Annotated in this window: 17 protein-coding genes; 12 read left to right on the top strand and 5 right to left on the bottom strand. The window is 53.2% G+C overall.

What is annotated here, in order from left to right:
• Window positions 1-6 precede the first annotated feature (6 nt).
• From N902_RS0105555 to uvrC, 8 genes are all read left to right on the top strand, one after another.
• Complete coding sequence (locus tag N902_RS0105555; RefSeq protein ID WP_208596274.1) at window positions 7-957, top strand: GSU2086 family protein; 951 nt, start codon at window positions 7-9, stop codon at window positions 955-957.
• Between the two features lie 37 nt (window positions 958-994).
• Complete coding sequence (locus N902_RS0105550; protein WP_051564346.1) at window positions 995-1360, top strand: nucleotidyltransferase domain-containing protein; 366 nt, start codon at window positions 995-997, stop codon at window positions 1358-1360.
• A complete protein-coding gene (locus tag N902_RS0105545; RefSeq protein ID WP_027370125.1) occupies window positions 1341-1736 on the top strand; it encodes a HEPN domain-containing protein in 396 nt (131 codons plus the stop codon). The genes N902_RS0105550 and N902_RS0105545 overlap by 20 nt, the downstream gene beginning before the upstream one ends.
• Before the next feature lie 70 nt (window positions 1737-1806).
• On the top strand, window positions 1807-3162 hold the full coding sequence (gene mgtE / locus N902_RS0105540) for a magnesium transporter (protein ID WP_027370124.1): 1356 nt from the start codon (window positions 1807-1809) through the stop codon (window positions 3160-3162).
• Window positions 3163-3678: 516 nt separating this feature from the next.
• Window positions 3679-4113 carry a nucleotidyltransferase domain-containing protein gene (locus N902_RS0105530; protein ID WP_027370122.1) on the top strand — a complete coding sequence of 145 codons (435 nt, stop codon included), beginning with the start codon at window positions 3679-3681 and terminating at the stop codon, window positions 4111-4113.
• Window positions 4079-4519: a type VII toxin-antitoxin system HepT family RNase toxin gene (hepT, locus tag N902_RS0105525; protein WP_084287848.1), complete on the top strand. Its 441-nt coding sequence runs from the start codon at window positions 4079-4081 to the stop codon at window positions 4517-4519. The genes N902_RS0105530 and hepT overlap by 35 nt, the downstream gene beginning before the upstream one ends.
• Window positions 4520-4566: 47 nt before the next feature.
• Window positions 4567-5232, top strand: a complete 666-nt coding sequence (locus N902_RS0105520) for a protein-L-isoaspartate(D-aspartate) O-methyltransferase (RefSeq protein ID WP_084287845.1) — start codon at window positions 4567-4569, stop codon at window positions 5230-5232.
• Window positions 5233-5307: 75 nt separating this feature from the next.
• Window positions 5308-7248 (top strand): excinuclease ABC subunit UvrC, encoded by a 1941-nt coding sequence (gene uvrC / locus N902_RS16600; protein WP_034621865.1) that lies wholly within the window; start codon window positions 5308-5310, stop codon window positions 7246-7248.
• A gap of 75 nt (window positions 7249-7323) precedes the next feature.
• Here the strand turns inward: uvrC and N902_RS0105510 are convergent, their stop codons facing one another.
• The gene (locus N902_RS0105510) at window positions 7324-8190 is read right to left on the bottom strand and encodes a carbon-nitrogen hydrolase family protein (RefSeq protein ID WP_027370118.1); all 867 of its coding nucleotides are present in this window, start codon (window positions 8188-8190) and stop codon (window positions 7324-7326) included.
• 120 nt (window positions 8191-8310) lie between these two features.
• Window positions 8311-9138, bottom strand: a complete 828-nt coding sequence (locus N902_RS18620; protein WP_027370117.1) for a hypothetical protein — start codon at window positions 9136-9138, stop codon at window positions 8311-8313.
• 250 nt (window positions 9139-9388) lie between these two features.
• Here N902_RS18620 and N902_RS0105495 point away from each other — a divergent pair, with 250 nt between their 5' ends.
• On the top strand, window positions 9389-10207 hold the full coding sequence (locus tag N902_RS0105495; protein WP_027370116.1) for a 4Fe-4S binding protein: 819 nt from the start codon (window positions 9389-9391) through the stop codon (window positions 10205-10207).
• 2 nt (window positions 10208-10209) lie between these two features.
• Here the strand turns inward: N902_RS0105495 and N902_RS0105490 are convergent, their stop codons facing one another.
• The gene (locus N902_RS0105490) at window positions 10210-11658 is read right to left on the bottom strand and encodes a 30S ribosomal protein S1 (protein ID WP_027370115.1); all 1449 of its coding nucleotides are present in this window, start codon (window positions 11656-11658) and stop codon (window positions 10210-10212) included.
• 282 nt (window positions 11659-11940) lie between these two features.
• Between N902_RS0105490 and acs the strand changes: the two genes are divergently transcribed.
• Both acs and N902_RS0105480 read left to right on the top strand, forming a co-directional pair.
• On the top strand, window positions 11941-14091 hold the full coding sequence (acs, locus tag N902_RS0105485) for an acetate--CoA ligase alpha subunit (RefSeq protein WP_027370114.1): 2151 nt from the start codon (window positions 11941-11943) through the stop codon (window positions 14089-14091).
• A 151-nt stretch (window positions 14092-14242) separates the two neighbouring features.
• Entirely contained in the window at window positions 14243-14536 is a 294-nt protein-coding gene (locus N902_RS0105480) for an antibiotic biosynthesis monooxygenase family protein (protein WP_027370113.1), read from the top strand.
• A gap of 61 nt (window positions 14537-14597) precedes the next feature.
• Here the strand turns inward: N902_RS0105480 and N902_RS18615 are convergent, their stop codons facing one another.
• Complete coding sequence (locus N902_RS18615; RefSeq protein ID WP_051564342.1) at window positions 14598-16226, bottom strand: AAA family ATPase; 1629 nt, start codon at window positions 16224-16226, stop codon at window positions 14598-14600.
• Between the two features lie 1171 nt (window positions 16227-17397).
• On the opposite strand from N902_RS18615, the gene N902_RS0105470 reads away from it, so the two are divergent.
• Window positions 17398-18909, top strand: coding sequence for a GumC family protein (locus tag N902_RS0105470; RefSeq protein WP_084287842.1), 1512 nt, complete (start codon window positions 17398-17400; stop codon window positions 18907-18909).
• Between the two features lie 319 nt (window positions 18910-19228).
• On the opposite strand, the gene N902_RS16585 is transcribed toward N902_RS0105470, so the two are convergent.
• Window positions 19229-19424: ATP-binding protein (locus N902_RS16585; RefSeq protein WP_034621737.1), on the bottom strand; the 196-nt coding region annotated here is incomplete at its 5' end.

Raw genomic sequence — 19424 nt, 5'->3', positions numbered from 1 at the left:
AGGTTCATGTCCATGAGTCAATTTGAGCAGCTGGATGTACGCCAGGTGCAAACTTACTCAGCCCGAACCCGGAACTCCAAGGTCCAATCTGAGGCTGAGGCCAAGCCTTTGCGGGCCGGAATGAACGTGAGTCAATTCCTGCAGTCTTTACCCCGGATCATGAAGGCTCAGGAGCTTTTCGAGATTGCCAAAGCAGTTGTTCGGGCCAGAGAGAACGGCAAGCCGGTGTTGGCCATGCTGGGTGGACATGTGATCAAGACCGGGTGTGCCCCTGTGTTGGCCGACTTGATGGAGCATGGTTTTATCACCCATGTGGCCGGCAACGGATCCATGGCCATCCACGATACAGAGCTGGAAATCCTGGGCCAGACTTCCGAGGATGTAGCCGCTCAGTTGCAAGACGGTTCATTCGGAATGGCCTATGAAGTGGCAGAGGTCTTGAATTCCAGCGCCAAATCAGCCCAGCAGGAAGAACTTGGATTTGGAGAGGCCTTGGGCCGGAGTCTGTGCACAAAACAAAATCATCATGTTGCACGTTCCTTGGTGGCCAAAGCCTTTGACCATAAAGTGCCCTGTACGATTCATGTGGCTTTGGGAACAGATATTGTTCATCAGCATCCTTCAGCAGATGGAGCTGCTATTGGCGACGCTTCCCTGCGGGATTTCCGTATCCTGGCCAATACTGTCTCTCAACTTGGGGGCGGGGGAGTAGTCCTCAATTTTGGTAGTGCCGTGATCATGCCTGAAGTCTTTTTGAAAACCCTGGCTGTAGCCAGAAATGTAGGCTATCCTGTCCATGGGTTCACTACTGCCAATTTGGACATGATCCAACACTACCGCCCAACAGTGAATGTGGTCCAGAGGCCGGTGCTTGGATCAGGAAAGGGTTATGCCCTGACCGGACACCACGAGATCATGATTCCTTTACTGGCGGTTGCCATATATGAGCAGATATAGGATGTAAGATGTATTTCGTCTTGTCAGGAGGAGGGCAATGTCTACAAGCGGTGATAATAAGATTCCTGAAGCATTGGCCAAGGAAATAATGGAACAGGCCCGAAAAGCGGATGTTTATAAAGTTATTCTGTTTGGTTCACATGCCTACGGGAATCCTCAAAATGATAGTGATCTTGATTTATATATAATCTCAAAGAAACGTTACCTCCCGCAGAGTTACCAGGAGAACATGAATCATTATCGTTCGATATCTCAGTATTTTAGATCATTGAAAAAAAATTATCCTGTTGATCTCATCATTCATACTTATCCTATGCATAAGAAGTTTCTTGATCTGAACAGTAGCTTTTCGCGCCAAATCATGAATCATGGAAAAGTCTTATATGAAGCAGATAACTCGTGAGTGGTTTCAGGCTGCTTATGATGATATATTGATTATTGAAGAAATCATAGACAAAGAGTATTTGTCTCATATTGTAGCTTTTCATGCGCAACAAGCAATTGAGAAGTCTTTTAAGGCGGTTTTAGAAGAATATACAGACAATGTGCCTAAAATTCATCAGTTGGAAAGACTATCGAGCCTTGTAAGTTCTTGCCTAGACATTGAATTTGATGAAGAAAATGATTTTTTTGAGGAATTGGATAAGTTGTACATAGATGCCAGATATCCAGGAGAATTTGGACTCCTTCCACAAGGAAAGCCCTCCCTTGATGATGCAAAGAGGTTTTATGATCTAGCTCATGGATTGTATGATTTTTTGCAAGATCGTCTTTTGTAATTAAAGCCTGGCAGAGCAAAAATGATATACATGCGATGTAAATTTTTGATTCAGGCTGGAGTAATATAGCGTGCTAACTGTGGAACTTGAGACCATCCAGGAGCTCATTGCCCAGGGCAAGGCGGAAGAACTGGCCGCCATGCAGGAACAAGTGGACCTGCACCCTGCGGACTGGGCCGATTTTCTGGAACAATTGCCCCATGAAGAACTGGCCAGGTATATTGAGCTCGTGGGCCCAGAGATGGGGCTGCCCATTTTTGAGTTTGTATCCTTTGAAGCCAAAAAAGCGGTCATCGAGATCCTGCCCAAGGATGTCCTCGGCCGGCTGATCACCTTGATGAGCCCGGACGACCGGGCCGATCTGGTGGAGGAAGTGGACGAGTCCATGAAGGAACGGATTCTATCCCTTCTCTTCCAGGCAGAACGCCAGAACCTGCTCAACCTTTTGAGCTATCCGGAAAACAGTGCCGGGGCGTATATGACCACGGAATACGCCCTGCTTCGGATGGACGATACTGTTCAGGACGGTCTGGATCAGATCCGTCTTCAGGCCCCGCGCAAAGAGAATGTGTATTATATCTATGTGGTGGACACCTCCTTCCACTTGGTGGGATTTATCTCCTTGCGCCGGCTGATAATGGCCAGACGCGGGGAATATATCCGGGACATTATGGATAAGCGGGTCATTTCCGTCCAGGTAGACGACGATATCGAGGAAGTGGCCGAAAAGATGCGGCATTACGACTTTCTGGCCATGCCGGTGGTTGATGATCAGGAGCGCCTGGTGGGGCTGATCACCTTTGACGATATCTACGACGTGATCCAGGAAGAGGCCACTGAAGACATGTACTATCTGGCCAACCTGGATACTGACGAGTCCGTCCAGTCCCCTTTGTATCGGTCGGTCAAGCTACGGATCCCCTGGCTGATGTTCAATTTGCTCACTGCACTGTTGGTGGCGACGACTGTGCATCAGTTTTCAGATACCATTTCGCAATACGTAGCCCTGGCGGTCATGATGCCGGTGGTCGGTCTGCTCGGAGGCAACGCCGGAAACCAGTCCCTGACCGTGGTGGTCCGGGCCCTTGCCCTGGGAGAGATCGATCTGGGACAGCACTGGAAGGTCCTGCTCAAGGAGCTGGCGGTCGGATTGTGCAACGGATTAATGGTCGGCCTAGTCATCGGAAGCATCGCCTATTTCTGGTACCAAAATATTTGGCTGGCCTTTATCCTGGTTATCGCCATGACCGCGAATCTGCTTATCGCAGGTTTGTTCGGGTCTATGGTCCCAATTATCCTCCGCAAGCTGAACCTGGATCCGGCTTTGGGCTCAAGCATTTTTGTGACCACTGCCACGGATGCCGGGGGGTTTTTCATTTTTCTGGGACTGGCCACATTGCTTCTGCACCACCTGCTGGCCGGCTAGGAAGATGCGCTTATGAAAACCGGAAGCGATTCTCAGCGTAACCAATTGACGGCTCTTCGACACAGACAGTGGAATTGCCTACATAAGAGTTTGCCGTCTCTTCTGTGTGCCGTGAGCGGCAGGCCCGCACATTTTCTTGGTCCCGCCAAAAGGGGGAAACCCGGCACTCACGTGCATGATAAACTCACTCAAACAAAAAGTAGTGAACTGCACGTGAGTAGCCGGGAGGGGGCAGGGATCCCCCTTTGGCGGGGCTTAGAAAATACCGGGCCGAAAGTGGGCACACAGCAGAGATGGCAAACTCCAAAAATCCACAGGCTACGTCGAAGACCCCAATTGACATACTGGCCATTGCGAACAGCTGAAAGATGCATGGCAATCTCACCCTCACTCCCGGGATCGCTTTGCTCGCAATGAGCATTGAGAATTGCTCGGCTTTCATGAAACACATCCTGGCCTTCGTCGGGCACCAGGGATTCGCCCTAATGTAAGCTGGATCAGGAGTGACTGAGGAGTATGGACTACCAGGTTTTTTCTTTGTCTCAAGCAGAAAAAGATTCCCTGGTCCGGGATATCGGTCGTGTCCTGCAGGAGTATGTGGAAATCATGTATGCCTATGTACATGGTTCTTTTGTTCATGAACCTCACTTTCGGGACCTGGACATTGGAGTCTGGTTGTATCCTGAGTTGGTACCTGAAAAAACATTTTCCTATGAAGATACTGTAGCCCAAAAAATTATATGCAAAACCGGAATGATATATCCCGCCGATGTTCGTATTTTAAATCAGACATCAATCCCTTTTCAGTACAAAGTTTTTCAAGGGGAACTTGTAGTAGACCGGGATCCAGAAACAAGATGTGAACGTATAGAATACATTGTGAGTCGCTATCTGGATATGCGCCCGGTTCTCAACCATGCCATTCGCGAGGTTTGCTCCCGTGAGTCTTGATGGAGATCGAATACGAACCAAGCTTCAGGATATAGTTCGGGCCAAGGACAGATTGCAGCGCATCCAAGCTCTGGGAAGGGATTCTTTTCTCTCAGATGAAGACAACCAGGACATTGCCAGATCCAGATTGCTTGTTGCTACAGAAGCGGCGCTGAATATCTGCTATCACACTGCGGCCAAAAAACTACACAAAGTGCCTGAAGAGTATGGACAGTGTTTTCAATTATTGGGGGAAGCCGAGCTTATTCCCCAAGACTTAGCCTCCCGGTTGGCAATGATGGCCAGATTCCGCAACAGGCTGGTGCATATGTATTGGGATGTTGATTATTCCCAGGTATATGAAATTCTCTCAGAAAGCTTGAGCGATTTGGATGAGTTCTCACGACATGTGGCCACATGGTTGTGAATTTGTATCAATAGCGGTCAATACATGAATGTGGTTGGGAGGGGGGCATGAACCCACAGGGAGAGGATCCGTACCTGGAAGCCCGGATGGGCATGGTGGAACGGCAGATCAAGGCCCGGGGGGTGACCAATCCTTTGGTCATCAAGGCCATGCAGGAAGTGCCCCGGCACGAGTTTGTGCCCGAGCCCGACCGCAGACTGGCCTATGCCGACCGGCCGCTGCCCATCGGCCGGGGACAGACCATTTCCCAGCCCTATATTGTGGCCTACATGACCGAGCTGCTCCGTCTGTGCGGCGGAGAAAACGTTTTGGAAATCGGGACCGGCTGTGGATATCAGGCCGCGGTGCTCAGCCGCATTGCCCGGACCGTATACAGCATTGAAGTCTATCCTGAGCTTGCGGACCGGGCCAGGGACAATCTGCGCCGCCTGGGGTACGACTCCATTGAGATAATCTGCGGGGATGGAACCATGGGCTGGCCGGAACATGCGCCTTATGACGGGATCATCGCCACTGCTTCCGGCCCGGATGTCCCTGATCCCCTCAAGGAGCAGCTGGCCATGGGCGGGAAGCTGGTCATGCCGGTCGGGGAGTACAGGTTCGGGCAGTACATCACCCGGGTGACCAAGGGCAAGGGGGATCACTTCAACCAGGAACGTCTGCTGGATGTGGCTTTTGTTCCCCTGATCGGGAAGCACGGCTGGCCGAAATAACCCATAATGCCTGCGAAGGCGCAGGCACAAATTTCTGGGTCCAAGAGCCAAAAAGCGAATACTCAGTTTTTGCCCATGCCCCAAGCATCTGCATTCACATTCTCTCCCCAGGAGTATCCCGATTCTCCGGGCTGCTATCTGATGAAGGACGGGTCCGGGCGGATCATCTATGTGGGTAAGGCCAACAGCCTCAGGAACCGGGTGGGTTCCTACTTTCGTTCTCCGGAGCATCTTCCGGCCAAGACCAGAGTGATGATGGGCAGGGTGGCCGGGATCGACATACTCTGCACTCACTCCGAAAAAGAGGCTCTGCTCCTGGAAGCCAGCCTGATCAAGAAGCATCGTCCCAGATACAATATTGTCCTGCGTGACGACAAGTCATATATCCTGTTCAGGCTGGATGCCCAGGCCACGTATCCCCGACTGAGCCTAACCCGAAAAGTGACCAAAAACGGGGACATGTATTTCGGTCCCTTCACCTCAGCCCAGGCCGCAAGGCAGACCCTCAAGGTCGTGAACCGGATCTTCCCCCTGCGCAAATGCAAGGACACGACCTTTCGCAATCGGACCCGACCATGTCTGCAACACCATTTGGGGCGCTGTCTTGCTCCCTGTGTGTACGATGTCGATCCTGCGGAGTATGCCCAGATGGTGAAGAATCTGCGGCTGTTTCTTTCCGGCCGTTCGCGGGATCTTGTCTCCAGGCTGCAACGGGAGATGCACCAGGCGTCCGCAGAGCTGGCCTTTGAAAAGGCGGCATCCATCCGGGACCAGGTCCGGGCCATCGAACAGACGGTGGAGCAGCAGACCGTTGTCCTCCCCCATGAGGAGGATTGCGACGTTTTGGCTCTGGCTGAGACGGACCGGGAGCTGGTGGTGGGCATGAGCTTTATTCGCCAGGGTAAGCTTTTAGACCATAAAACCTTTTTTTGGACCAATGAGCAGGCGGACGACCTGCAGGTGGAGCAGGACGAGCGGGTATCCAAGGACTTAGAAGGTGGCTTGAAGCCGGATCAGGACTGCGTGGAGCCCCACATGTCCGGCGGAGAGGATGTGCTGCGCACGGTTCTGTTGCAGTTCTACACCCCGGAGAAGTTCATCCCCCAACGAATCATCCTTCCTTTTCAGCTCAGCGATCCGGACGTGGAAAATATTTTGTCTGAGCGGCGGGGCGCTCCGGTGCATCTGGTCCCGGCCTGGCGCCAGCAGGACAAGAATCTGATCGACTTTGCGCGGACCAATGCCCTGCAGGCCAGGAGCGATGACAGCGAACAGCAATTGCTGCGCAATTTGAGCCGGAAGCTGGGTGCCAGGGGGCTGGAGCGGATTGAAGGGGTGGATGTCTCCCATCTTGGAGGTCAGGGAGTGGTCGTGGGTCAGGTGGTTGCGGAAAGAGGCCGGCTTGAGCCGGAGGAGTACCGGCAATACACCTTTCCCGATCTGGAAGGGAGCAGGGACGATTATGCCGCCCTGGCCGCATGGGTGGAACGCAGAATCAGGTCCGGACCCCCCTGGCCGGACCTGGTGCTCATTGACGGGGGAAAAGGGCAGCTTTCGGCTGTGCACCGCACTCTCGAGCAGGCTTGGAGCACGCAAGGGATGCCGCCTGAAGACAGACAGGGATCATGGGCCTTGGCCGCCCTGGCCAAAGGGGCGAGGAGGCAGGGGGAGCTGGAGGAACGGGTCTTTGTGCCCGAGCGCAAGAACCCCATTTCCCTGCGCCCGGGAAGCAAGGAGCTCTTGCTCTTGCAGCAGATCAGGGACGCCGCCCACCGGTTTGTCCTCAGCCGGCAGAAGCGTTCCAGGACCAGACGGGTCCTGGACAGCAGGCTGGAAAAGCTGCCCGGGGTTGGACCGCGCACTGCGCGTTTGCTGTGGGACAGATTCGGTTCTGTCCAGGCTATGCTTCAGGCCGATCCGGCCCAATTTGAATCCATACCCGGGATTGGACCGCACAAAGCGAAGAAGCTGCATGCCGCACTGCACAGCCATGAGAAATTGGGGTCTTCGACGTAGCCTGTGGATTTTTGGAGTTTGCCATCTCTTCTGTGTGCCCACTTTCGTCAAGGAATGCCGTTTCGGCATACGTCTTTATTTCCGGTCTGGATCCGCAAATGGCGCCTGGCTGAATACCGGGCTGCCGGATTCGTGTCCGGCCCAGGGCTGAGCCGGGGTATATTGCCGCAAGGCCTTGAGCTGGGCCACCTGGTCCCAGCTGCCGTGCTGCCGGCAGTGGCGCAGTCGGGTTAAATCCAGACTGACAATGCTGGCTGTGGGCTGTTCTCCGGCGGCGAACAAGGTGTGCCCTTCCGAGGATACCGCCAGGGATCGCCCGCCGAGGGTATAGTGCCCGTATTCCCCAGAACCGTTCATGTAGATATAGTAGGCCTGGTTTTCCATGGCCCGGGCGTATTTGATGCATTCGTAAGCTTTGGGGATGCTGTCCGGGTCCATGGAGAGCTGAATAAGGACTTCCGAGCCCATTAGGGTCAAGGTGCGGCTGATTTCCGGAAAATCGGCGTCAAAGCAGATCTGCAGCCCGCAGCGGACATTGGGCTGCTGCATATCAAAGGTCAGGTATTCTCTGCCCGGGATGGTCCCTGCCTCCAGATCCGTATCCCACGGAACCATTTTCTTGTACATCCCGGCCAGATTCCCCTCCGGATCCAAAACCGGAGCTGCATTGGAAAAGCCGCCGCCGGGCTCGGCCAGCTTCAAGCTGCCGGGTATGAGCCAGGCCTGAAGGGAGGCGGCCAGGGTTTGCAGGGCTTTTATTTCAGGGCCAGCTGGGTCCAGGATTCGGTCCGGGGAGATGCCGAACTCAACGCCGATTATCAGATGCGGCCGGCGGGGATCGCGACACAGTCCCTTGGCCCTGGCTTCGAAATAGCGGATGTTTGTGTCCGGATTCCGGCTGATGGGCATTTGAATCATGCCCAGATGCAACATGTCAGACATAGATCTTCCTGTGGGGTTTTGTGCTGGTTGGGAGAACGCCTCTTCGAGACGTCAGGCGGTTCTTTGACTCACGAAATATGGGCACACTTCACATGGCACAGGCAGCGGAAAAGAGCCGGGTCAGGCCAAGGCAGCCGCCACGGAGGCGAGCAGGGATTCCAGCTCAGCCTCGGCCCGACGCATTGACCGCTCTGAATCAAAGGCCGAATCCAGCTCGTCCAGGATGGTGGAAAAGCGGGACGTCCCGGTGAGCATTCGGGGATACCGGGTGCCGGGCCGCATATACTCCCCGTCTTCAAAGACATAGTGACAGGGGCCGGGAGACCGGGCGGACCTGTAGGGCCATGTTTCCTTGAGCTCCAAAAGGGGCTGAATGTGCTGCGCAGCTGATGTGCCGGTCTGGAAATCGTTTGCTGTGATCTTCCGGCCCAGCCTGTTCTCCAGGTCGGCAAACAGGGCTTGCAGGAGTCTGTGCTCGGTTATGAGCAGGCCGTAGATATACCAATTGGGGGCGGTAGTCTGGACCACCAGCTTGTATCTGGCCGGCAGGCGATAAGAGACAGGGCAGAAGTACAAGCGGCAGGCAGCTGCCCCGTAATAGCTGTATCCCCGAAGGTCCAGCCCTTTGTTTTCCGGGATCAGGGGGTGCAGCAGACATCCGACCCGGCTCTGGTGTGCACCGATCAATCCGAGAAAGGGGCAGTGATGGAAGTGGGGGTAGGGCCGGTCATCTCCCAAACAACGCAGCTCCTGAAGGGCAAAATCGTCCAGGTCGTCCTCGGTGCGCGGAATGAATCGAAAACGAGCAGTCCTGTCCTGCAGAAGAGATTCAAGGTGCGGCCGGGACAGATGGGGGATATTGTACAGACCGCAGCACGCGCCGCAGGAAATGGTCTCACTGACCTGACACAAATAAACCTGGCCCGGGATTTCAGTGCTCATATCCATCAGGGTTCGGGTTCGCCTGGGGCTGGACCTTCCATAGTGGTGCCGGCAATTGTTTGCAAATGATGCAGTCTTTTGTCAATCTCCCGGCATGGCTTTCTCCCCGCATGCCTGCATAGGACTCGGGTTGTAAGCCGACTCGGGCCCGAAGGGGGAATATGCAAATCCGCATGCCTGCCAAGGAGCAGGCACGCTTGGGCTCGCGAAGCATGAACATACTACTACAGCATACAGAACCCAGGAAGGAGGAGTTATGAAAAGCGATTCAGTTGCCCTTATCTATTTCTCTCCAACCTCCACAACCAAACAGGTGCTGGAATATATTGCCCAGGGGATCGCAGCGGAGACAACAGAACACATCGACCTAACATTGCCGGCATCACTGAAGGGCCTGGAAAATGGGCTCGCGGTTAGCGCCGATGTCGCTCTGCTGGGAGTGCCGGTCTATGCCGGTCGGGTCCCGCCCGTAGCTGCGCAAAGGCTGCAACGGATTCAGGGGCAGGGAGTGCCGGCCGTGGTTGTGGCAGTATACGGCAACAGGGCCTATGAAGATGCCTTGGTGGAGCTCAAGGATCTCGCTGCCGGCTGCGGGTTTGTCCCAATAGCCGGAGGGGCCTTTATCGGCGAACACTCTTTTGCTACCAACCAACGGCCCATTGCCAACGGACGCCCTGATGACGCGGATGCAGCCGAGGCCAGATCATTTGGGGTCAAGATAGGGGATACCCTGGCCTCGGTGTCATCCGTTACAGAGTTCGGCACCCTGCAGGTCCCGGGAAATGTGCCTTACAAAGATCGTCCGGAATTGAAGAAGGTAGCTCCTGTGGTTGATCAGGAGACCTGCATCCTGTGCGGGACCTGCGAGGAGAGCTGTCCCAGCGGGGCCATCAGTATCGATGAGGCTGTTCACCCGGATCCCGAGTCCTGCATTCTGTGCCACGCCTGCGTCAAGAACTGTCCCACATCGGCTATAGCCTTTCAGGCTCCCCCCCTTGAAGAGATGGCTGAAAAGCTGAGCCGTGAATGCCGGACCCGGCAGGAGCCGGAGATCTATCTGGCCATCAGCGGGTAGGTTCAGTCTTTGCGCTTTGCCCGCAGGGCCTGCTGCAGCTTTTGGCCCAGGATGCCCATCTCCGGCCCATCCTCCGACGGTGCGTGGGCTTTCCAGTCCTCGGCCTGGGAGGCGTCAGCCGGGGCCAGGGTTATTCGCCGGCTGTCCGGGTCAATGGATTCAATCCGGACCGGAACCCCGTCTCCGGCCTTGAGCTTGTCCCACTGGACCTCGGGAGCCGTCCCGGCCTCCTGCCGAAGCTTGGATCTCGGCAGGAGGCCGATCACTCCTGCCTCCAGCTTGACGAAAAGTCCAAATTGCTCCTCTTTTTCCACAGTGCCCTGGACCACCTGTCCGGGTGCGTATCGCTGACCGATGCCTTCCCAGGGGTCGCCTTCGGCATCGCGCATGCTCAAGGAAATCCGCCTGGACTGAAGGTCGATATCCTTTATCTTGACCGGGATGGTCTGGCCGGGAGAGACCTCGTCTTCAGGTTTGTGCACCCGTTTGAAATAGCTCATTTCACTGATGTGCACCAACCCCTCGATACCCGGGGCTATTTCCACAAATACCCCGAAAGGTGCGGTCCTGGACACAGTCCCGGAAACCACGCTTCCGGCTTGAAAATGTGGAGCCGCGTCCTCCCATGGATCGGTTTGGGCCTGTTTCATGGACAGCTGAAGCCTGGGCTGTCCCTTGTTCTGTTCTTCCATGCCCAGGAATTTGACCTGGACGTTTTCTCCGGGGGCCGTCACCTCCTCCGGGGCGATATTCCTGGACCAGGACATCTCTGAAATGTGGACCAAGCCTTCCAGGCCGGGGGCAATTCGGACAAACGCCCCGAAGGGGGCCAGCCTGGTTACCGTGCCGGAGAGGATATCTCCGGTGGAGACCGTCTCCTGCAGCCTGCTCAGGGATTCGTCCCGCTCCTTTTCCTGCAGGGCGCGTCTGGAGACCACAATATTTCGTCCCCGTTCTTCAACCCGGGTGATCAGAAAGTCGTACACTGCACCGACCAGGTCCTCGGATTCATCCACCGGCCGGATGTCGATCTGACTCAAGGGGCAGAATGCACTTTGGCCCATGACCCTGACCCGGAATCCCCCCTTGCATGTCTGCTGGACCTTGCCCTGAACCGGGATGCGGCTGTGCATGGCCTGCTCCAGCTGCTCCAGGCCGCCCTCGGCCGCGCCCATGGTCCGGCCCAGCCTGATCTCGTTGTGCCGCCTTGAAAGGACGAAAAGCTCCAGCTCATCGCCTTCAGCATAGGGGAAGCGGCCCTCTTCATCCACAAGGTCCTGCTTGTCCACCACACCGTCGATCTTGGTCCCGGTATCCACGTAAGCCTGGTCTTTGCCCACAGCAATGATCCGGCCCTGGATCCGGTCGCCTACCTTGAGCTCTCGACCCACGGAAAACTCGCTGTCCTCAATGAGCTGAGCAAAACTTTTTTCTTGGCTGTCCTCAGTCATGGACCTGTTTTCTCCTTATCTCTTGGAAATACACATACATTGAAGTGCTGAAAGGAGCGGTGCAGATGATGTCTTCGACTCCTTCAGGGATTCACAAGTGGGTACATGGGTACGCCGGAAGTCTCTTGGTGTCAATCTAATCATGGGCGGCACGGGGCGGGGCAAAGCTTGAGCATCGCCTTTTTTTTCTATAGGCTTTTGGGTGTTCCAGGCGTTCACCCTTTTCATCCCTCGACAACCTTATCCCCAGAGTCTTCTGTGGCCTTGCGGAGCGGCAAATCCATGCACGAGCTTGATACCATCTTTTCTCCAGAGTCCTTGGCGGTCATCGGGGCCTCAGCCACCCCGGGCAAAGTGGGTCACGACATATTCAGGAATATCCTGCGCGGGGAGTACACAGGGGTTTTGTATCCGGTGAACCCCGGAGCCAAGTCGGTGCTCAGCGTCAAGGCCTACCCGACTGTGCTGGATATCCCCGGCCAGGTGGACATGGCCATGATTATTCTGCCCCCGAAGTACGCCCTGGAGGCTGTCGGTCAATGCATTGAAAAAGGAGTCAAGGGGCTGGTGATCGTCTCCGCAGGCTTCCGGGAAGTGGGCGGAGAAGGCCGGGAGGTTGAGGACAAGATCGTGGACATGTGCCGGGAGTCCGGGGTGCGTTTAATCGGTCCCAACTGCCTGGGGGTTATCAATCCCGTTTCTTCGGCCAGCCTGAATGCCAGTTTTGCAACCCGGATGCCGGAACCGGGCAATATTTCCTTTATCTCCCAGAGCGGAGCACTGTGCACCTCGGTTCTGGACGTGGCAGCCGACAGGCAGTTCGGGTTTTCCAAGTTCATCTCCATCGGAAACAAGGCGGATGTTGATGAGCTTGATCTGCTGGAGTATCTACATCAGGATCCGGATACAGATGTCATATTGATGTATATCGAGGAGCTGCGGCGGGGAGCGGAGTTTATACAAAAGGTCAAGGAGATAACCTCCGGGCCCAGGCGGACTCCGATCCTGGCCATCAAGTCCGGACGGACCACAGCCGGTGCGAGTGCCGCTTCATCTCATACCGGCTCTCTGGCCGGATCCGAGGCTGTCTACGATGCAATCTTTGAACAAAGCGGGATCATCCGGGTTGATTCCATCAACGACCTCTTTGATTTTGCCGGGGTTTTTACCTACAAGCAGCAGAGCAGACTGGGTAAAGTGACCCGGAAGCTCCCGGCCGGAAACCGGGTGGCCATTGTTACCAATGCCGGCGGCCCGGGGATCGTGGCTACGGACATGACGGTCTCTTCCGGGCTGCAGCTCGCAAAGTTCAGCGATGAGACCATCGAGACCCTGGACAGCCATCTGCCCAGCACGGCCAATCTGAACAATCCGGTGGACATCATCGGGGATGCGGCCCAAGAACGCTACGAACACGCCCTGCAGGCCGTGATCAGGGACGAGGGAGTGGATGGGGCGGTGGTTATCCTGACTCCCCAGTCCATGACCAATGCCCTGGCGACTGCCGAGGCGGTGGTCAAGGTGGCCCGGGAATCGACCAAACCGGTTATTTGCTGCTTCATGGGGGTGGTTGACGTATCCAAAGGGGTGCAATATTTGCAGGAACAAGGGTATCCCGTCTTTCGCTTTCCGGAGAACGCAGCCAAGGCCTTCGGCGTATTGTACCGCTTTTCCAAATGGATCAACCGGCAGCAGCTGGCTGAGTTCACCCAGGACAACGACAGGCAGGAAGCCGAACGGATTATCCGGGAGTGCCTGGATCAGGGCAAGACCAGCCTGGGGGAGCTGGACGGGCTCCGGCTCCTGCAATGTTATGGCTTTGACGTCCTTCCCACCGAGCTGGCTTCCAGCGCTTTGAAGGCCGGAGAGCTGGCCGAAGGGATGGGGTTTCCGGTGGTCATGAAGATCGTCTCACCCCAGATCCTGCATAAGTCTGATGCAGGCGGGGTGGTGGTGAATGTCGGGGACAAACAGGAAGCTGAGCAGGCCTTTGACACGATCATGGCCAATGCCCGAGAATATGATTCCGAGGCAACCCTGGAAGGTGTTCTGGTCCAGAAAATGGCTGAAAAGGGGCAGGAAGTCATTCTGGGGCTTAACCGGTATCCTATCTTCGGACCGCTGCTCATGTTCGGCCTGGGCGGCATCTTTGTCGAGGTCTTCAAGGATGTGTCCTTTCGTCTTGCTCCGGTCGGGCGGAACGAGGCCAGGCGGATGGTCCGGGGAATCAAGGGATATAAGATGCTGACCGGATTCCGGGGCCAAGAAAAAGCGGATGTGGAAAAGATCGAAAAGCTCTTGGTCGGCTTATCTGACATGGCTCTGCATCATCCTCAGATCCAGGAGATGGACATCAATCCGCTTATGGTTCACGCTCAGGGCAAGGGAGCGACAGTCGCCGACTGCCGGATTATTCTGGAAGATGTGAAGTGATGCAGGCATCAGACCGAGCACGCTCGCTGCCTGGTTACACCCAGGAGCGGGCAGCAGCGCACAAAAGGTTCGTTTCAGTGCAGACGTTCTTCGGGTATCGTGCAATGGCAGCCTCGTTTTTCTTCAACTCCAAGTGTTCAAAGGAGGGCGTATGGTCAAAGCATTCATCAAACGCGTTGTGCCAGAGGACAAGGCCAGGGAGATGATTCCCTTGTTTCGGAAAATGCGGACTCTGGCCATGCAGCAGCACGGCTACATTTCCGGTGAAACCTTGCGTAATGTGGATCGGGAAGATGAGTATCTTGTGGTCAGCATGTGGAATTCCCTTCGGGATTGGCAGCGCTGGCTGGAGAGCAAGGAGCGGCAGGAAGTGCAGAAGGAGATTGACGAACTGCTGGGAGGAAAAACTGAGTATTCCCTGTACCATACCGGGTTTTCAGAGTAAGATCCGGCTGTACGTCGGTTCACTTCAAAAGGCCGCCCCGGAATTCCGGAGCGGCCTTTTGTTATGAGCCATGTCTAGCGATCCATTGGGTCAGCTCGCGGGGATCATTGGACTTCATAATACGTGCAAGCTCATCGGCAGGTCGACCAATCCGATCGTGCCATTGGGAGAAAATCATTTGCCGTGAGGCTTCATCAAAGTCTTGTTCGTACAAGGCGTCAATCATGCGCTCAAAAGTTAAAAAACCGTTCATGCTCATTTGTTGGTACATTTCGACCAGGACCAATTGACGGGTTGGAGAGAGGAGATCATAGAATGAGAAAAAGGCATCGAGCTGATCATGGATTCTTTTTCTGGGAGTATCGGTGAGCAGACGAGTGATTTCCTGTGTCAAAGGTTCCTGCTCGGCCGGTGCGGACCCATTCGGGGGGATGTCTTTTACATCTTGGTCCAGGACGGCTTGTGTGCTGACCGGGTACGCAACTTCAGGACCGGGCTGGGATGGCTGGGGAGGAACCGATGCCTGGATCGCCGATTCAGGCTCTTGGGGAAGTAAAGGCGGAACCGGCATTTGCAGGACCCGTGTATCCGGACCTGAAACCTCAGCCTGGTGGGAGGGGCGTGTTTCTTGAATCGGCTCCGGAGTTGTCGGCTGCCCGGAATCCTGCGGCTTTGACAGACTGAAGGCCGCAGACTGCAGTTTGGAGGTCCATTTGATCAGCGGCTCAGGCCCGTATTGCCATCCGGCCAGCAGGACTGCGGCGACGACAAGGCCAAAGGCGGCTGTCATGGAGTAGGCGAGTTTTTTCCGGCCGTGAAAGCTTTGACCAGAAATATCCTGATAGACCTCCCGAATGATTGCTGTCCCCACCTTGTCTTTTCCGTAGCCATAGGCAGTGATCAAAGCATTGTCGCACAAGATATTGATTGATCTGGGGGTTCCGTGGGTCTTTTTATAGATCAGGGCTAATGCACTGCGGGTGAAAGGCAATCTTCCGGGCCGTCCGGCTCGCTTTATGCGATGCCGGATGTAATCCCTGGTCTGCTTTTTGTTCAGCGGCCGCAGAATGGCCCTGATGGCTATCCGCTGCTTCAGCTGCCGCAATTCCTGCCGGTTCAGGGTTTTTTCCAGTTCAGGCTGACCAATGAGCACAATCTGCAGGAGCTTGCTGGTCGAGCTTTCAAGATTGGAAAGCAGTCTGAGATTTTCCAGAGTATCAACCGGCATGTTCTGGGCTTCATCTATGATCAGGACCACGGTTGTCCCTTCGGAAAATTCTCGGATCATCTCCAGATGAAGATTATGGACAAGGTCGAAGATTTCGTCCGAAGCAGTACTCTGGGCGGCACGGCTTGAGTCTTCGCTGTTTTCAGAGGCGGTGCTTTGGGGTAAGGAAAGCCCAAGTTCGGCGTAAATGATCTTGACCAGCCCTTTGAAAGTTATATTGGGGTTAAAGACAAAAATTGTTTTTATCTTTCCCTTGGAGTTCTTTTGATCCAGATACGTCCGCAGAACCGTGGTCTTGCCCAAACCAACCTCGCCAATGACCGCAATAAAACCCTTCCGGTTTTTGATTCCGTATATGAATGCGGCAAAAGCTTCCTTGTGGCTCGGGCTCAGATAGAAAAACCGAGGATCTGGAGTAATATGAAACGGTTCCTGGTTGAGTCCGAAATGCTGTAAGTACATATCATCACACTGTGGGTTGAGTTCTCACCTGCTCGGCCTTGCCTTTATTGTTCAACAAGCCGATCCATCTCTCCTATCCCAGCTGGCATGCAAGTCGAACACCATGTTCGTGACCTACTGACCCAACATGCCCTGACTGGCACAACGAAGAGTGAAAATAACATACTTCGCAAAAACCAGATCCTAAGACATTGTTTTCATTTAGCTGATTCTGATCAGAGATTCTTCGCGTGCAGACTCGCTCAGAATGACAAGAAGAAAGAATGGCGGCCCGCTGGTTCCGGTGATTCCGCTTGTCATTCTGAAGGAGCGTAGCGACTGAAGAATCTCTTGTATTGTCTCTACTTGTCTACTGGGTAGGCAGAAATAAACATACAAAGCTCAAGCCATCGCTTAACACGCAAAATACAGGGACATTTCATATAGATACATAATAAACAGGATGTTAGGTCATTATTTTTGTACAAATGGGTGCGGAAGGTTCTTTGCATAATGTTTGGACGAGATTGCCACGCACCTTTCATGTGCTCGAAATGACGAAAGATTTTGTGTTTTACGTTGAGAAATGCTCAATTCAGGTCCATGTTTCGTCGTTCCTGCGTTTTGGCAGGCATGTGGGCTTGTCGAGGTGAAGGCAGGTCTTTCTTTGAGCCGTGTGCTGTTCATTGCATACAGTTTCACGGCACGTGAAAAAGATTGCATAGCGAATTGTGACTCACAAATACGCAATCCTTTGGCCCAAAATCGTACTATTCTGGTTCGTTACTGAGACCAGGGATACAATCCCGGATAGTCCGCTAGGGATTTCCGCGCACCATACATGTGTCTGCAAATGATAATATTGCAGCTACTTGCCTTGAGAATTGCTTCAATCCAGGTTCAAGCCAAGCCTCTGTCCTTCCCAGACCCCATCCCCCCTGCCTCAAGCATGCATGCAACACGCAAGGCTACGGAAAATATGATTTCTGCCCGTATATGCCTGGGAAGCTATGTGGTGGGCACAAAATATGTGTGTCTGCGCATCAGGATGAGGTCACTTCAGGCAAATTCACAGGAATGACGGAGGAGGATACATGGCGTGAGCATGGAAAGTCATCTGCTTGGCACAGTCTTCGCACAGCATTGAGTGTAAAAATAAGCCTCACCCTTTAACCAGATATGGTAAGTAATCATGAGCATGCCAAAGGTCGAAATCTCCCCGTACCTGGACATTGCCCGCAGAAGAAAGCTGTGGATAATCATTCCATTGCTGACAAGCATCGCAATAGGTGTCGGAATCATTTATATCAGTGACAAAATATATAAAGCTCAAACAAGGATATTGCTGGAAGACCAAACAGTCTCCTCGTCCTATGTTGAGCCCTCAGTAAGGGATGATATTATTCTACGTATCATGAAAATAGGACAACAGATTAAAAGAAAAGAAAACATACAAGAAATAGCTCAAAAACATAACTTGAATGTTTTTGAGAATAAACAAGATAACGATGTTTTTCATAAGGTACAAACATTTGTGAGCAACTTAATTGTAGATCAGGGCAACGCCAATCAAAGGTTCTCAGTTAATACAAATGGAGAAGGTACAGATTATATAAGTAATATAAAAGAAAATATAGAGATACAATACTTAGATGAGTATGGGATAATTGAGTTGTCCTTTCAATGGAATGATCCAAATATTGCAGCCGAGGTTACAAACGATATTGCGTCAAGATTTATCGCTGAAAATAGCAAAATGCGCGAGGAAATGGCAACTGGAACAACAGAGTTTTTAGATGCTGAGGTGGCGAGGCTCAGGAAGGAGTTGTCTGAAAAGGATGAAGTTTTAAATAAATTCAAAAGGGAACATATGGGGATGCTTCCCAGTCAGTTGCAATCAAATCTTAATATACTCAATCAGTTAAAAGATGAGATGAGTGGTTTAGAAGATAAGCTGGCATCAGAAAAACAAAGATACATGCTGTATATGTCGCAATTATCATTAAATCAAAATGATGATATGACAAATGAAGAACTTCTGATTGAAGAGATTAAAAATTTGAACAGTCAATTGAATGACTTATTGATACGTTATACTGATAGGCATCCGGACGTTATCGCATTAACGCAAAAGATTAATCAACTTAAAAAAAGATTGCAGTCCGGTAACATCAGGAGCAACTCTATTGTGGCTGATGTGAACATACCCAACCCAACCGGATCAGGAATTTCAGATCCTGCCGCCTATTCCCCCGAACTGCAGGCAATGCAAGATCAAATCGGGAGATATCAGTCCCAAATCAACCAGATCCGCAGGGAAATACAACGCTATAAAACCAGAATAGAAGGGACGTCCCAGGTTGAGCTTGAGCTGACCAACCTGGAGCGGGACTACGAAACGGTGAATAATCGGTATCAGGACCTGTTGACCAAGAAAATGAACGCCCAGTTGGCGGAACAGCTGGAAATGAAACAAAAGGGGGAGCATTTTCGGGTTGTTGAAGCTGCAACTCCCCCTCTTGCACCCTTTAAGCCGGATATTCTTTACGTCATGCTGCTGACCCTTGGTTTAGGTCTGGGAGTAGGGGGCGGGGCCGCATACATGCGGGAAGTGCTTGATCCCGGGTTTTACTCTCCGGAGGAAGTTGAAACGTATCTTGAGACTGAAGTTGTGGTCAGTCTGCCTTTTGCATCCCAAAAGTAATGCTGGAGATGGGTATCCAGGGGACCTTGGAAATGGGGCTAAAAGCTTACGGACATGGCTGACGCCAGCTTCCTTCATGCGTGAAAATGAAGGTATAATTTGAAACCATGCGGAGCATTATCAATGGGTAAGATTTATGAAGCGCTGGAACGATTGGAAGGTGAGCAGCTTGACAGCAAAAGGATGTCTGCGGGCAAAACCAGGCTGTCATTGACCACCCCAATGGAGCCACCCATGATCGGCTAATCGGGCCACCCTATGATCGCCCTAATGGGGCCAGTTTTAAGTGGCCATCTTGAGGTTGCGAACCCCCCATTTTTTAGGCTGATTTTTGGCTTTTTTCCACCTCTTTTTTGAGAGCTTGGTTTGGCTTTGGTTTCCTGTAGCTGGGCCCATCCAAATAGACCAGGTAGGCATCATGCCGGAGTCTATCGATGGTAGCTGATCCCAAAAGCTTGTTTTCAAAGGCCCGGTCCCATTCCTGGAAATCAAGGTTGCTTGTAATGATGGTGGAT

This window comes from Desulfovermiculus halophilus DSM 18834 (assembly GCF_000620765.1).
GTDB classification, from domain to species: domain Bacteria; phylum Desulfobacterota; class Desulfovibrionia; order Desulfovibrionales; family Desulfothermaceae; genus Desulfovermiculus; species Desulfovermiculus halophilus.
Note: the sequence above shows the minus strand (reverse complement) of the source record. Positions and strands in the feature narration are given on the sequence as shown.

Bases quoted from the DNA above. Each gene is read 5' to 3' on its own strand.
- N902_RS0105510 (WP_027370118.1), bottom strand. From the start codon at position 8,190: ATGTCTGACATGTTGCATCTGGGCATGATTCAAATGCCCATCAGCCGG.
- acs (WP_027370114.1), top strand. From the start codon at position 11,941: ATGCACGAGCTTGATACCATCTTTTCTCCAGAGTCCTTGGCGGTCATC.
- uvrC (WP_034621865.1), top strand. From the start codon at position 5,308: ATGCCCCAAGCATCTGCATTCACATTCTCTCCCCAGGAGTATCCCGAT.
- N902_RS0105470 (WP_084287842.1), top strand. From the start codon at position 17,398: ATGAGCATGCCAAAGGTCGAAATCTCCCCGTACCTGGACATTGCCCGC.
- N902_RS0105520 (WP_084287845.1), top strand. From the start codon at position 4,567: ATGAACCCACAGGGAGAGGATCCGTACCTGGAAGCCCGGATGGGCATG.
- N902_RS0105495 (WP_027370116.1), top strand. From the start codon at position 9,389: ATGAAAAGCGATTCAGTTGCCCTTATCTATTTCTCTCCAACCTCCACA.
- N902_RS18615 (WP_051564342.1), bottom strand. From the start codon at position 16,226: ATGTACTTACAGCATTTCGGACTCAACCAGGAACCGTTTCATATTACT.
- N902_RS18620 (WP_027370117.1), bottom strand. From the start codon at position 9,138: ATGGATATGAGCACTGAAATCCCGGGCCAGGTTTATTTGTGTCAGGTC.
- N902_RS0105530 (WP_027370122.1), top strand. From the start codon at position 3,679: ATGGACTACCAGGTTTTTTCTTTGTCTCAAGCAGAAAAAGATTCCCTG.
- N902_RS0105545 (WP_027370125.1), top strand. From the start codon at position 1,341: ATGAAGCAGATAACTCGTGAGTGGTTTCAGGCTGCTTATGATGATATA.
- hepT (WP_084287848.1), top strand. From the start codon at position 4,079: ATGCCATTCGCGAGGTTTGCTCCCGTGAGTCTTGATGGAGATCGAATA.
- N902_RS0105490 (WP_027370115.1), bottom strand. From the start codon at position 11,658: ATGACTGAGGACAGCCAAGAAAAAAGTTTTGCTCAGCTCATTGAGGAC.
- N902_RS0105480 (WP_027370113.1), top strand. From the start codon at position 14,243: ATGGTCAAAGCATTCATCAAACGCGTTGTGCCAGAGGACAAGGCCAGG.
- N902_RS0105555 (WP_208596274.1), top strand. From the start codon at position 7: ATGTCCATGAGTCAATTTGAGCAGCTGGATGTACGCCAGGTGCAAACT.
- N902_RS0105550 (WP_051564346.1), top strand. From the start codon at position 995: ATGTCTACAAGCGGTGATAATAAGATTCCTGAAGCATTGGCCAAGGAA.